This is a genomic window from Pseudoalteromonas sp. BSi20311 (assembly GCF_000239875.1).
Lineage (GTDB): Bacteria > Pseudomonadota > Gammaproteobacteria > Enterobacterales > Alteromonadaceae > Pseudoalteromonas.
In genome coordinates this window covers 1-13210 of the sequence record NZ_BADU01000096.1, presented here as the reverse complement: position 1 = coordinate 13210, position 13210 = coordinate 1, and the positions used below count along the sequence as shown (strand labels likewise).

Here is a 13210-nt window from a genome sequence, read left to right as displayed (position 1 = left end):
GGATATAACTGAGCAGAAAGAGCTAGAACGAACTTCTAAAAAAACTGCCGACTTAGCCAACGCCTTAAAGGTATGCCAAGCTAATGTGATGATGGCTGATAATGACTTAAACATTATTTTTGCCAACGAACAAGTTAAGCAAATGCTAAAAGCACGCGAAAGGGATTTGCAATCGGTATTACCTAACTTTGCTGTAAGTGATTTAATCGGCACATGTGTTGATGATTTTCATCAACATCCGGCGCATCAGCGCGAGCTATTAAAAAAATTAGATGCGCCCCATAAAGCGACACTTAAATTAGCTGGTCTTATTTTTGATTTAATTGCTTCGCCATGGTTTAACGAAGAAGGAGAACGCTTGGGAACAATTGTTGAGTGGCAAGATATTACTGATGAAGTATTTAAGGCCGATGCAGAGCGTGCCAGAGCACAGGAGAACTTACGTGTTCGCCGAGCGTTAGACACTGTAGCAACAAACACTATGATTGCAGATGCATCGAATGTGATTGTTTATATGAATGACGCGGTGAAAAATATGATGAGCAATGCTCAAAATGATATACGCATTGATTTACCTAACTTTGATAGCAAAAATCTACTGAATCAAAATATTGATATATTTCATAAAAATCCAGCCCATCAGCAAAATATGTTGGCTAAGTTAACGGATACCTACAGCACTGAAATTAAAGTGGGCGGCAGAACCTTTGGCTTAGTTGCTAACCCAATTATTACGCCAGACGATGAGCGAATTGGAACTGTAGTTGAATGGGAAGACAGAACAGCAGAAGTAGCTATAGAAAAAGAGGTTGCTCAGCTGGTCAGTGCCGCAAGTAAAGGGGAGCTAAATAGCCGTGTGGTTGAGCAAGGAAAAGATGGCTTTTTCCTTCGTTTAGCTCAAGGTCTTAATAGTTTAGTTAAAGTGGTTGACGATGCGGTAACTGATACTGGCAATATGCTCGATGCCATGGCTACTGGTGATTTATCTAAACGGATTGAAAAGGAATACCAAGGCTCGTTTGAAAAACTGAAAACAGATGCAAATGCAACAGCAGATAAACTAACCGAGGTTATTAATCGAATTAACACATCAGCCACTTTGGTGGCTAGTGGGGCTGAAGAAATTTCACAAGGTAATGCTGATTTAAGCCAGCGTACAGAAGAGCAGGCATCATCATTAGAAGAAACAGCTTCTAGTATGGAAGAGATGACCAGTACGGTACGTCAAAATGCTGATAATGCGAAGGTAGCTAATGACTTAGCTGAAGAAACCTGTGATAAAGCAATTCAAGGTGGTGAGGTTGTTAATAAGGCTGTAACCAGTATGTCGGCTATTAACGAATCGAGTAAAAAAATTGCTGACATTATTGGTGTTATAGACGAAATAGCATTCCAAACAAACCTATTAGCGCTCAATGCTGCTGTAGAAGCTGCAAGAGCAGGTGAGCAAGGCCGAGGTTTTGCGGTTGTTGCAGGTGAAGTGCGTAACTTAGCTCAGCGCTCAGCTGGTGCAGCTAAAGAAATTAAAGAGTTAATTAGAGATAGTGTTGGTAAAGTTGCTGATGGTAGCGCTCTTGTAAATGAGTCAGGTGTGACGTTACAAGAGATTGTGGTATCGGTGAAACGTGTGACACAAATGATAGCTGATATAACTCAGGCCTCTGAAGAGCAAAGCGCAGGAATTGAGCAAGTAAATAAAGCTGTATCGCAAATGGATGAAATGACCCAGCAAAATGCGGCATTAGTTGAAGAGGCATCGGCTGCAGGTGAGTCTATGGCAGAGCAGGCTAATGAAATGCGCCGTTTACTGCACTTCTTTTCTCTAGGGCAGCAAGATATGGCGGTGGTATCGCCCACTATTCGCACCCCTGAAATAACGCATAAGCAACAAAATAGCTTCGTTAATAATAAAAGCAAAGGTGAAAACTTTGTAGACTCAGCTGAAGAGTGGGAGGAGTTTTAACCCTGTTTTAGATGGTTCACACACAGAAGTAGTGTGAATCTATCTTTATATTTATTTGAGAGTACATAATGAAAGAGTTTTTATTAACGGATAGCGATTTTAAGGAAGTGGCTCATTTAGTGTATAACGCCTGTGGTATTGTGCTTGGGGAGCATAAGCGCGAAATGGTTTACTCACGATTAGCAAGGCGAATTCGTGAGCGTAAATTAACAAACTTCTCTAGTTACCTAGATTACTTAAAAAATCATAAGGACCAGGAGTTTGATGCATTTATTAACGCCATTACTACCAATTTAACCTCTTTTTTTCGTGAAATTCATCACTTTGAGTTTATAAAAGAGCAGTTTATTCCTGCGATGCTAAAAGCAAATAAGCATAATAAACGCGTTCGTATTTGGTCTGCAGGTTGCTCTACCGGCGAAGAGCCCTACAGTTTAGCTATAACCTTACAAGGGGCTTTTCCAAGTGATTGGGATGTGAAAATTTTAGCAACTGATCTTGATTCTAATGTACTAGCTAAAGCCCAGAGCGGTATTTATACTGCGGCAAATGTGAATGGACTGGATGATGCATTGCTCAAGCGCTGGTTTTTAACCAGCAAAGACGGGCAAAGTTATAAGGTGAAACCTAAGCTACAGCAATGTATTTCATTTAAGCGTTTAAACTTACTCCAAGATTGGCCGATGAAAGGCCCATTTGATTTGATCTTGTGTAGGAATGTAGTGATTTACTTTGATAAAGAGACAAAGGATCAGCTTTTTAACCGTTATGCCGATATTTTAAATAACCAAGGTTATTTATTTTTAGGGCATTCAGAAACCATGGGAAAAGAGCATGTCTTATTTAAAAACTTAGGGAAAACCATGTATCAGAAAGTAGCTCATGCAAACACAATTTAAGCCGGTATTAGCGGGATTTGAGCATATTAAACGCTATTGGGATGCCACGCGAGAGCGTGTGGTCGCTAAGGTATTGCCAGGTGAATTTTATGTTTCTAAAAACGATGAGCTGATCACCACAGTGCTCGGGTCGTGCATTGCTGCTTGTGTTTACGACGATAAGCTAGGTATTGGCGGGATTAATCACTTTATGCTACCTATTCAAAAAGGTGAGCGAATTGACCAAGCGCATAGTTTAAGTTGTCGTTATGGTAACTGGGCTATGGAATATTTAATTAATGAAGTGCTTAAAAATGGCGCTTCCCGGGCAAACTTAAAAGTAAAACTGTTTGGGGGAGGCAAAATAATTAGCGCAATGACAGATATTGGTATTGGCAATATCAGTTTTGCCAATGCATATATAGCAGAAGAAGCGCTAAACTTAGTGGCGCATGATATGGGCGGACCCTGGCCGCGTAAAATATTTTTTAATCCTCATAATGGAAAAGTACAGGTTAAAAAGCTAAGAAACTTACACAATAACACTATTGAAAAACGTGAAGTGCGTTACTTGCATAATCTTGAACAGCAAACCAAAGCCACGGATATAGAACTGTTTTAAGGATGGCTATGATTAGAGTATTAATAATTGATGATTCGGCACTGATCAGGCAATTACTGACAGAGATACTGCAACAGGCAAAAGATATTGTGGTAGTGGGCTGTGCACAAGACCCATACGAAGCCAGAGAGATGATCAAAAAGCATAATCCAGATGTACTAACACTAGATGTTGAAATGCCAAGAATGGACGGCATTAGCTTTTTAAAAAACTTAATGCGCTTACGCCCTATGCCAGTAGTGATGATTTCCACTCTTACTCAAAAAGGCTCACCTATAACCCTAGAAGCGCTTGAACTGGGGGCGGTTGATTTTATTGCAAAACCAACGGTTAACGTTAAACAACAGATGAGTCAATATGCTGATATTGTTCAGCAAAAAGTCAGGGTAGCGGCTAGTGCACGGGTTCGAGGCTACAAAAAAACCAGTGCTGTAGCAGAACCTATTCCCACCCATGCTGAATTTTTAGTAAATAAAGTGATTGCAATCGGTGCATCAACAGGGGGAACCGAGGCGATAAAAGAAGTGCTGATACGTATGCCCAAAAATTGCCCACCCATTGTAATAACGCAGCATATTCCTCCCGTATTTAGCACCTCATTTGCAGAGCGAATGCAGCGCACTTGTACTATTAACGTAAAAGAAGCACAGCAAGGCGATAAACTGGTAGCAGGTTGCGCTTATATAGCTCCGGGTGGCTTACATTTACGAATTAGTAAACAAGGTAGTGCTTTGTATTGTCAGCTTGATGATGGAGAGGCTGTTAATAGACATAAACCCGCAGTGGATGTTTTATTTAACTCATTACTTGAAATAGGTGCAAAGCATATTGTTGCCACACTATTGACCGGCATGGGAAGTGATGGTGCGAAAGGGTTACTCGCATTAAAGCAACAAGGTGCATACACGCTTGCGCAAGATGAGTTTTCGTCAGTGGTATGGGGCATGCCTAAAGCTGCTATTGATATGGGGGCGGCAAATGAAGTGGTACCGCTGGAGAAAATGACCCAGCGGTTATTAAATCAAGTAATGAAAAGGTAAAACTTAGTTGATCACCCAAGGTTGTGAAAACCAATAATAATTGCCGGCTTGTTTTATTGATGGAGCCGTGCAGTTAAAGCGAGAGCGGCCTTTATTAAGCTGTTTTGGCGATGTTATCTCAACCGTACTATCGTCTAACCAATTTAAATTAGCTTGGCCAACGCTTGATACATAACAGGCAAATTGACTCTTATGAAAGTCATCTGTTTCAAGCTTTATAGTGAGTGTCGGTGGATTTTTTGAAGTGACACTATCTTCATAGGTTAGCTTATTAATGGTAAAGGCAGTTGAATTTATCTTGGTAATTAACGTCCCTAGTTTGCTATAAAAACCAGATGCGGGGAAGCGCGGTAAGCGGCTAAAGTTAGAGTGTTGATTAACGGCTCCTGAGTGCTGGCCAATACCAACAAAACCTAGCTCAGTAACGAGTGCTTGTAGTTGATTGTTAAACTCTCCGTATGGGTAAGCAACGTATTTATAGTCGTGACCTATTTCCTCTTTAATACGCTGTTGTGAACTAAGAATGTCTTTTTTAGTGCGTTCGCGCCATTGGTTTTGCGTTTCATTTTCAAGTTTTTTATGTAGGTAGTTATGCTCGGCACTATGATTAGCAATAAGTGCTCCTTTTTTTGCAAGCTTCCTGAGCTTATCCCACCCCATCAAATAGCTCGCTTGCTCATCAATGAGTTTTGGGTTTACGAAAATAGTGTACGGGTAGCCAAATTCCTCAAGGATAGGGGCGGCTTGGTCGTAATTATTGTTGTAACCATCATCAAAGGTAATCGCGATTGTTTTGTCCTCTAAAGCCTTACCTTGTTGCAATGCACTGATCAGCTCATTTAATGGAATAACGTTAAAGTTATGCTCTTTTAAATAATTTAAGTGTTTAGTAAAGGTGTTGGCACTCACGCTGGTAACAGCGGGAAGGGTTTCACTGACGTGATGATACTGTAGAATAACAGCTGCTTGCGCGCGTATAGAACCACAAATCAGGAATAATAATACTAAATGAAACAATTTCTTATACATAATAAGGCACACCATAAAAGCTTGTTGTTGTTAGCCGGTCCGATGATATTATCAAATATTACCGTCCCGTTGTTAGGAATTGTTGATACGGCAGTGATCGGTCATTTGGGGAGTGCGCATTATTTAGCGGGAATAGCCTTAGGCTCTACTGTGATCTCCATTTTATTTTGGCTTGCTGGTTTTTTGAGAATGAGTACCACTGGGCTGGTGGCTCAGGCTTATGGTAAAAATGATTTAACTCAGCTTGCAGCCTTACTTAAACGCAGTTTATTGTTAGCCACTTCGGTTGCCTTACTCCTTATTTTGCTATCACCCCTTATAAAACATGCTATTGCGTATTTATCAGCTGCCAATAGCGATGTGCTCAATGAAGCCTATCGGTATTTTAGCATTCGTATTTATAGCGCCCCTGCAGCGCTATGCAACTTAGTTTTACTAGGCTGGATGTTGGGCGTGCACTATGGGCGAGGGCCGTTTTATTTACTGTTAGTGACTAACATTACTAATATTGTGCTCGATATTTATTTTGTAGTGTACCTTGATTGGGCGGTTGCTGGGGCTGCGTGGGCATCACTTATTGCTGACTATATCGCGCTTGTATTTGCTTTATTGTTGGTGGTTCAACTTGCTAAAAAGCATGGTATAAGTTTGGCTGTAGCAAATTGGTTAAGTGTGGAGAAAATGGCAGCATTACTGAGCTTAAACCGCGATATTTTTATTCGCTCTTTAGTACTGCAGTTATGCTTTAGCTTTATGACCTTTTATGCGGCCCGCTTAGGTGAAACCACATTGGCTGCTAATGCCGTTCTACTCAACTTTTTAATGTTAGTTAGCTTTGCACTTGATGGAATAGCCTATGCAAGTGAGGCCAAAGTGGGTCAAGCTAAAGGTCAGCAAAGTGTTGAAAAGATAAGGCTATGGGTAAAAATAAGTGTATTTTGGGGTATGTTATTTGGCGTTTTGTATAGTGTGTTTTTTATAGTATTTGGCAGCAGCATTATTAAGCTATTAACGAATGTACCAGAGGTTATTGACGAGGCCATTCACTATTTACCTTGGGTAATAGCATTGCCTATTTTAGCTATGAGCTGCTTTTTGTTCGATGGTATTTTTGTTGGTCTGACACGCGCTAAAGCGATGCGAAACAGTATGTTGCTTTCAGCGATTGTAGGCTTTTTCGGGGTGTTTTGGCTATTTCAGGACTGGCAAAATAATGGGTTATGGTTAGCCATGAGTTGTTTTATGCTTATGCGAGGCGTAACGCTTATTGTTAAATATCAACAATTAAAAGCTAATAATCAATTACTTAATTAAGCGAATTAATATAAACCGTTACTTCCACAGATCGGGGTCATTATTTTTGGAAGGGATATTTTTTAATACTTGAGAAAAGCGGTTAGCAAAAATGCCCGCATAGCCCCAAAAGGCAAAAAATAAAGCGGGGACTAAAATTACTAAGCCAATAACTTGCAAACTATAATGGCTGTAATAGCCTACAGCGATAAATATCACGGCTAGCACAAATAGTGCTAGCCCGCGAAAAAAGCGCTTTAAACTCAACTTAGGGTCGCTCCCTAAGCGGTAAATAAGTGGCTTTAGCATAATAGATTAATGCTTAGTAGTAAGAATGCTCGCCTGCTTCATGATCGGTAATGTCAGACACACCGATGATTTCATCAAACTTAGCAATCATCTCTTTTTCAATGCCTTCTTTTAGTGTGACATCGATCATAGAACATCCATTACAACCACCACCAAACTGAAGTACAGCAACACCTGCTGCGGTGATCTCTACCAAGCTAACTTGGCCGCCATGGTTGGCAAGTTGTGGGTTTACTTCGGTTTCTAGCATGTGTTGCACACGCTCATTCAAGCTGGCATCTTCACCTAGTTTACGTGCTTTAGCATTAGGTGCTTTAAGTGTTAATTGAGTACCCATTTTGTCGGTAACAAAATCAATTTCAGCTTCGGCTAAAAAAGGTGCGCTTTCAGCATCAACAACCGCATCAAAGCCGTTAAAATTTAGGCGAATATCGCTCTCTTCTACCGCGTCTTCTGGACAATAAGAAACACCACATTCAGCTTGTGATGTACCAGGGTTAACAACAAACACACGAATATTCGTTTGTTGAGATTGATCTGCTAATAGCTTAGCAAAATGCGCTTGCGCTGTTTCGGAAATAGAAATCATAATACCGTCTATACTTGACTAAATTACTCGGATACTGCATATCATACTCCGCTCATCGTGTTGCGGCTAGTGTTGAGCGTAAAAAGTTGGCATCTATTTTAAGCAATGGTAGCGTGCAATTAACAAACATTTTTAGAGTGATTTATATGCGCTTCATATTAACAATAATGGTGGTGCTAGCCAGTTTTTCAAGTATGGCAAAGCCCCTGTCTTATTATTTTGAGCAACAGGTTGAATTCGATTCTACCATACCAACACCACAAGAGGTGCTGGGTTATCAAGTGGGTGAGTGGCATGTGAGACATGACCAACTTGTTCGCTACATGGAAATTTTAGCTCAAAAAAGCGATCGAATTAATTTTGAAGTAATAGGTCGTACTCATGAGCAGCGCCCGTTAGTTATGCTAACGATTACTGCGGCTAACAAATTAAAAAATATAGAAAAAACTCGCCAAGCGCACTTAGCTCGCCTAAATAATTCAAACAATAAAACAGCGGAGCAGCCAAGTGTTGTATGGATGGGTTACAGTGTTCATGGGAATGAATCATCAGGTAGTAATGCAGCTTTACTAGTCGCTTATTATTTAGCGGCAGCGCAAGGCGATGAAATAAATGAGCTACTTAACAATACGGTTATTTTACTCGACCCGTCGCTTAACCCAGATGGACTAGCACGTTTTGCAAATTGGGCTAATAGTAATCGGGGTATGAACTTATCGTCAGATCCGCAAACCCGAGAGCATGTAGAGAGCTGGCCAAGCAGTCGTACAAATCATTATTGGTTTGATTTAAACCGTGATTGGTTGCTGTTACAGCACCCAGAGTCGCGCGCAAGGATTGCTAAGTTTCATTATTGGAAGCCTAATATTTTAACTGACTTTCATGAAATGGGGCCAAATAGTAGCTACTTTTTTCAACCGGGTATCCCAAGTCGTAAACACCCAATTACCCCTGAAGAAAATGTAAGTCTAACTAAAGCGATTGCAAATTATCACGCTAAAACATTAGATGAAAACAACGCGTTATACTTCACCGAAGAAAGCTTTGATGACTTTTATTATGGTAAAGGCTCTACCTACCCCGATGTAAACGGGGGTGTGGGTATTTTATTTGAACAAGCAAGTTCTCGTGGCCATATTCAAGAAACGATCAATGGTCCGCTAACGTTTGCGTTTACAATTAAAAACCAACTTTTAACGAGCTTATCAACGTTTAAAGCGGCGATTGATAACCGCCAAGCTTTGCTAGAGTACCAAGCTAACTTTTATAACAAAGCAGTTGAGCTTGCCAAAGATGAAGACTATCAAGGCTATATTGTTCAAGCAGCTGAAGATCACACCCGTACTAACGATTTTTTAAGCATACTTAAACAACATCAAATTAATGCGTACCCAGTGAAAGAAGGGCTAAAAGCTGAGGGTAAAAACTTTACCGCTGATAGTTATTTTGTGCCGCTTGCGCAACCACAATATCGATTAGTTAAAGCTATTTTTAGTGAGCAACAAAACTTTGCCGATAACACCTTTTACGATGTGTCGGGTTGGACATTAGCGCATGCGTTTAATTTACCATTTGCTAAAGTAAACAGCCGTTGGGGGTTAGAGATAGAAAAAACAGCTTGGCAAAAAGCAAAGCAGCCAGAGTTAGCGCCACTGACTAAAAATTACGCTTATGGATTCGCATGGGATGACATGCAAGCCCCGAAAATGCTCAACAGTTTGTTACAGCAAGGTATTAAAGCACGTGTTGCACTAAAACCATTAACTGCAGTATCAACCAACGCAGAAGTAAACTTTGACGCCGGTAGTATTATCATTCCTGCAGGGCTTCAAACTGATACTGACTGGGTGGCAAAGCTAAATCAAGCACAAAGCCAGTTTGGGATTGAACTTAAACCAATTACTACTGGCTTAACCAGTAAAGGTGCTGATTTAGGGTCGCGCTCTATGGCTGTGGTTTCTGCACCTAAGGTGTTACTTGTTGGCGGTAAAGGCGTGAGCCAATATGAAGCGGGTGAAGTGTGGTACTACCTAGATCGTTTTGTAGGTGTAGCGCCAACCATTGTTGAAATGAATCGTTTAGCGTCTTTAGAGCTCAGTAATTACAGCCATATTGTGTTGGCGCATGGCGATTATTCGACGTTATCTGATTCCGATAAAGTGGCAATTAAAAGTTGGGTGAGAAAAGGCGGTGTTATTTGGGGACATAAAGGCGGGGCGAAGTTTTTAGCCGATCAGCAGCTATTAAAAGCAAGCTACTTATCGCGTAAAGATGTGGCTGGGGCATTTGATACTCAAGGTTTAAAATATGCAGACAAAGACCACTTAGCGGGTCGCCAGCGTATTGCCGGTGCGATATTTAATACCAAGGTAGATACAACTCACCCTCTGACATTTTCATTTAAGCGTGACACACTACCCGTATTTAAAAATAGCACCTGGCTATTGGAAGCCTCGCAAGCACCGTTTGTAAATATACTTACCTACACACAGCAGCCGCTCCTTGCTGGTTTTACCGATGCAGTAAATGTAGAGCAAGTGGCCGGTGGAGCTGCGTTAATGGCACATTCTTATGGGCGAGGTAGTGTTATTGCGATGACTGACAACCCTGTATTTAGAGGGTACTGGTATGGCACCAGCCGATTGTTAAGTAATGCTTTATTTTTTGGTCACACCTTTCGCGTGAGTGGAAACTAACACGCTCTAAAGTGGTGTTAAACACGTAGTGAATGCCCATACGTGTTTAGCGCCCGCTTCTTTTAACGATAATGTAGCCGCATTAAGAGTTGCTCCTGTGGTCATAATATCATCGATAATTACTACCGTTTTTCCCTCTAAATTAATCGTGCATGAAAAAGCCTGCTGTAAATTTTTGACCCTTTTAGCTTTGCTTAATTGTGATTGTGCCGAAGTGTGTTTATGGCGAAGTAACGCATTATTTAACACCTTATTTGACGCCAAACAGGGTTGCCATACTTGGGTTACCTGATTAAATCCACGCGTTAAAAAGCGCGCTTTATGTAAAGGTAAAATAATAAATGCATCAACAGCTATAGGGTGTTTAGTCATAAAAACAGTAAGTTGCTTTTTTATGACTTGCTGCAGTGCTTTTTTATAATGGATTTGATTATTAAATTTAAGTTGTTTTAACCATAAATCAAAAGGGGGCTGGTAAAAGGCACATGCAAACAGCTTTTCAAAGCTGCAGTTAGGAAACATTTCTACAATATCAGGGCGGTAAAATAAATTGTCATGCTCGGCCAAATCTAGCAATGGCAAGTCATTTAAACAAAATTGACAAAGCCCCATTGAGCTGTGGATCTGACTTTGACACAACACACAGTAAGAGGGAAATAGCCAATCACCTAGGCTGAGTTTCATTCGCTGATGATCCTCATTACAAACTCCTTTTAAAGCGCTATCATGGATCTTAAGTTTGGTTAAGGTTAGGTAAATATGCAAAATGAATGTGTGTTGTTACATGGTTGGGGAATGAACCAAGGTGTGTGGCAGTTAATAAAACCAGAATTAGAATTTTTATATTCAGGTAAAGTGCGCTGTTTAGATTTACCCGGTTATGGTGACAGTAGCGCCTCTTTAAGTCCTTATACATTACATGATGCTGCAAAGCGGGTGAGTGAGCAGCTAAAACCGCAATCGGTACTAATGGGATGGTCTTTGGGTGGATTGTTTGCCATTTATATTGCCAAACATTGGCCAGAAAAAGTATCAAAAGTTATTTTAGTTGCCTCAACCCCCTTTTTTGCAGAGCAATTGCCATGGGCTGGCATTAAGCCTAAAGTATTAACACAGTTTAAAGAGCAGTTATTGCAAGAGCGTTCAAAAACGATAGAGCGTTTTTTGGCCATTCAGGCAATGGGCAGTGAGTCTGCTCGAGATGATATAAAACAGCTAAAGCAGTTATTGAGTCAGTCATCGCCCCCGAATAACGAGGCCTTAAGTGCAGGACTAGACATACTGCAAAATGAAGATTTACGCGAATTATTTGCTCAATGCCCAGTTCCTATTCGCGGCATTTTTGGGCGCTTAGACTCTCTCGTTCCTTATCGGGCCATTAAGAAAATGGTGGCACTTAATGCTGACTTTGAGTACGAAGTGTTAGACAAAGCATCGCATGCGCCTTTTATTTCTCATAAAAGTGAATTTTTATCTGCCGTTAAATCAATGCTTTGAAGCAAAGCCATGATTACTGCGGTTTAAAGCTTTATTTTGCGTGATTTTTGAGCGATAATTAAACAATATTTATTTGCTGGAGGTTTATTATTATGCCAATAGGATCTGTATTCAATAGTGGTGTTGAAGGGTTTAATAGAGCCAGCCAAGGAATTGAAAAAGCCAGCGCTGAGATTAATCGTGCCAGCATAGAGCAGCAAGACGACTCTCAACTAGCGCAGCAACGTCAATTAACGGCCGCTCGTCCTGAAGAAGCAGTCACCGCGCCAGTATCTCAACCTGCACGAATTGATGATGCATTAGTAAACTTAAAAGTTGAAGAGTTTAATGCTAAGGCAAACACGCAATCTATCCAAACTGCAGATGACGTATTAGGCACTTTAGTTGATATTAAAGTGTAATTTCTCATGAATATTGTCACGCCATTTCCGTCTATCAATATAAACACCGCAAATGTTTATACAGAGACTGCTCGGCGTGACAACCAGCTACGTGAAGTCATTCCCCCAGCCGCTGCAAACACTGCCGGTAGCACAGAAAACAAAGCCCAAAGTGATGCAGAAAAAGCCAAACTGCCAGGAAATAGCGACAGCTCAACCTACAATGCGAGTGGCAAAATTGCAGACGATAAAACGATTGCGCAACGCGAAGGCAATGCAGATAGCGATCAAGATGATGCCGAGCAAGAAAAACAACAAGCTGCAGAAGAAGTTAGTGAGCAAGAAGAGCTGCAACTTGAGCAAGAACTTCAACAAATTAAAGAGCTTAAAGCACGCGACACTGAAGTGCGAACACATGAGCAAGCGCATGCCGCTGTGGGTGGACAATATGCGGGCTCTCCTAGCTATGAATACCAAAGAGGCCCTGACGGTACTAACTATGCCGTAGGTGGTGAAGTACCGATAGATGTTGGGGTTATCAATGGTGACCCTCAAGCAACCATTGATAAAATGCAAACGGTACGTGCTGCAGCACTAGCGCCAGCAGAGCCTTCAGGTGCCGACAGGGCAATTGCAGCAGATGCCACTCAAAAAATAGCCGCAGCACAAGCTGAGTTAGCATCAGCGGATGACGAAGACAGCAGCGAAGGTCAAAGTAGAGTCAGTGCATCGTTTTCTAATAGCGAAAGTTCAGAAGTAAAAACCGCTAAAAGCGAAGAGCAAACGCGTGATGTTGAAGTAGAAGCACGTGCTGGTCGCATTGCTAGCTTTTACCAACTGGCCACTTCTCCTGCGACTCAAAGCCAATTCTCAGCACAAATTTAAATTAAAGCTTATATTTAATAGCAATAAAA

At 41.1% G+C, this 13210-nt stretch carries 13 protein-coding genes; 9 read left to right on the top strand and 4 right to left on the bottom strand.

The window, feature by feature from the left end; all coding sequences use genetic code 11:
- From P20311_RS11370 to P20311_RS11355, 4 genes are all read left to right on the top strand, one after another.
- Nucleotides 1-1963, top strand: a 1963-nt coding sequence (locus P20311_RS11370; protein WP_036985106.1) for a methyl-accepting chemotaxis protein, incomplete at its 5' end; no start/stop codon positions are given.
- 68 nt (nucleotides 1964-2031) lie between these two features.
- Complete coding sequence (locus P20311_RS11365) at nucleotides 2032-2862, top strand: protein-glutamate O-methyltransferase CheR (RefSeq protein WP_008112900.1); 831 nt, start codon at nucleotides 2032-2034, stop codon at nucleotides 2860-2862.
- Nucleotides 2846-3463 (top strand): chemoreceptor glutamine deamidase CheD, encoded by a 618-nt coding sequence (cheD, locus tag P20311_RS11360; protein ID WP_008112899.1) that lies wholly within the window; start codon nucleotides 2846-2848, stop codon nucleotides 3461-3463. The genes P20311_RS11365 and cheD overlap by 17 nt, the downstream gene beginning before the upstream one ends.
- 8 nt (nucleotides 3464-3471) lie before the next feature.
- On the top strand, nucleotides 3472-4503 hold the full coding sequence (locus P20311_RS11355) for a chemotaxis response regulator protein-glutamate methylesterase (RefSeq protein ID WP_008112897.1): 1032 nt from the start codon (nucleotides 3472-3474) through the stop codon (nucleotides 4501-4503).
- A gap of 3 nt (nucleotides 4504-4506) precedes the next feature.
- Here P20311_RS11355 and P20311_RS11350 read toward each other — a convergent pair whose 3' ends face one another.
- Nucleotides 4507-5532 carry a polysaccharide deacetylase family protein gene (locus tag P20311_RS11350; protein ID WP_036985105.1) on the bottom strand — a complete coding sequence of 342 codons (1026 nt, stop codon included), beginning with the start codon at nucleotides 5530-5532 and terminating at the stop codon, nucleotides 4507-4509.
- Between P20311_RS11350 and P20311_RS11345 the strand changes: the two genes are divergently transcribed.
- Nucleotides 5512-6846: an MATE family efflux transporter gene (locus P20311_RS11345; RefSeq protein WP_193371764.1), complete on the top strand. Its 1335-nt coding sequence runs from the start codon at nucleotides 5512-5514 to the stop codon at nucleotides 6844-6846. The genes P20311_RS11350 and P20311_RS11345 overlap by 21 nt on opposite strands.
- Nucleotides 6847-6864: 18 nt before the next feature.
- Here P20311_RS11345 and P20311_RS11340 read toward each other — a convergent pair whose 3' ends face one another.
- Nucleotides 6865-7134, bottom strand: coding sequence for a hypothetical protein (locus tag P20311_RS11340; protein WP_008112890.1), 270 nt, complete (start codon nucleotides 7132-7134; stop codon nucleotides 6865-6867).
- Between the two features lie 13 nt (nucleotides 7135-7147).
- Entirely contained in the window at nucleotides 7148-7723 is a 576-nt protein-coding gene (gene nfuA, locus P20311_RS11335) for a Fe-S biogenesis protein NfuA (protein WP_008112888.1), read from the bottom strand.
- Nucleotides 7724-7869: 146 nt separating this feature from the next.
- On the opposite strand from nfuA, the gene P20311_RS11330 reads away from it, so the two are divergent.
- Nucleotides 7870-10419 carry a M14 metallopeptidase family protein gene (locus P20311_RS11330; RefSeq protein WP_193371763.1) on the top strand — a complete coding sequence of 850 codons (2550 nt, stop codon included), beginning with the start codon at nucleotides 7870-7872 and terminating at the stop codon, nucleotides 10417-10419.
- 6 nt (nucleotides 10420-10425) lie between these two features.
- Here P20311_RS11330 and P20311_RS11325 read toward each other — a convergent pair whose 3' ends face one another.
- Nucleotides 10426-11103: a ComF family protein gene (locus P20311_RS11325; protein ID WP_008112884.1), complete on the bottom strand. Its 678-nt coding sequence runs from the start codon at nucleotides 11101-11103 to the stop codon at nucleotides 10426-10428.
- Between the two features lie 75 nt (nucleotides 11104-11178).
- On the opposite strand from P20311_RS11325, the gene bioH reads away from it, so the two are divergent.
- The 3 genes from bioH (at nucleotide 11179) to P20311_RS11310 (ending at nucleotide 13181) form a co-directional block, all read left to right on the top strand.
- Nucleotides 11179-11916: a pimeloyl-ACP methyl ester esterase BioH gene (gene bioH, locus P20311_RS11320; protein WP_008112881.1), complete on the top strand. Its 738-nt coding sequence runs from the start codon at nucleotides 11179-11181 to the stop codon at nucleotides 11914-11916.
- A 92-nt stretch (nucleotides 11917-12008) separates the two neighbouring features.
- Nucleotides 12009-12317, top strand: a complete 309-nt coding sequence (locus P20311_RS11315; RefSeq protein WP_008112879.1) for a hypothetical protein — start codon at nucleotides 12009-12011, stop codon at nucleotides 12315-12317.
- Nucleotides 12318-12323: 6 nt separating this feature from the next.
- Nucleotides 12324-13181 (top strand): putative metalloprotease CJM1_0395 family protein, encoded by an 858-nt coding sequence (locus P20311_RS11310; protein ID WP_008112878.1) that lies wholly within the window; start codon nucleotides 12324-12326, stop codon nucleotides 13179-13181.
- Nucleotides 13182-13210: the final 29 nt, after the last annotated feature.

Bases quoted from the DNA above. Each gene is read 5' to 3' on its own strand.
- P20311_RS11315 (WP_008112879.1), top strand. From the start codon at position 12,009: ATGCCAATAGGATCTGTATTCAATAGTGGTGTTGAAGGGTTTAATAGA.
- nfuA (WP_008112888.1), bottom strand. From the start codon at position 7,723: ATGATTTCTATTTCCGAAACAGCGCAAGCGCATTTTGCTAAGCTATTA.
- P20311_RS11345 (WP_193371764.1), top strand. From the start codon at position 5,512: ATGAAACAATTTCTTATACATAATAAGGCACACCATAAAAGCTTGTTG.
- P20311_RS11330 (WP_193371763.1), top strand. From the start codon at position 7,870: ATGCGCTTCATATTAACAATAATGGTGGTGCTAGCCAGTTTTTCAAGT.
- P20311_RS11350 (WP_036985105.1), bottom strand. From the start codon at position 5,532: ATGTATAAGAAATTGTTTCATTTAGTATTATTATTCCTGATTTGTGGT.
- P20311_RS11325 (WP_008112884.1), bottom strand. From the start codon at position 11,103: ATGAAACTCAGCCTAGGTGATTGGCTATTTCCCTCTTACTGTGTGTTG.
- P20311_RS11365 (WP_008112900.1), top strand. From the start codon at position 2,032: ATGAAAGAGTTTTTATTAACGGATAGCGATTTTAAGGAAGTGGCTCAT.
- bioH (WP_008112881.1), top strand. From the start codon at position 11,179: ATGCAAAATGAATGTGTGTTGTTACATGGTTGGGGAATGAACCAAGGT.
- P20311_RS11355 (WP_008112897.1), top strand. From the start codon at position 3,472: ATGATTAGAGTATTAATAATTGATGATTCGGCACTGATCAGGCAATTA.
- P20311_RS11340 (WP_008112890.1), bottom strand. From the start codon at position 7,134: ATGCTAAAGCCACTTATTTACCGCTTAGGGAGCGACCCTAAGTTGAGT.
- P20311_RS11310 (WP_008112878.1), top strand. From the start codon at position 12,324: ATGAATATTGTCACGCCATTTCCGTCTATCAATATAAACACCGCAAAT.
- cheD (WP_008112899.1), top strand. From the start codon at position 2,846: ATGCAAACACAATTTAAGCCGGTATTAGCGGGATTTGAGCATATTAAA.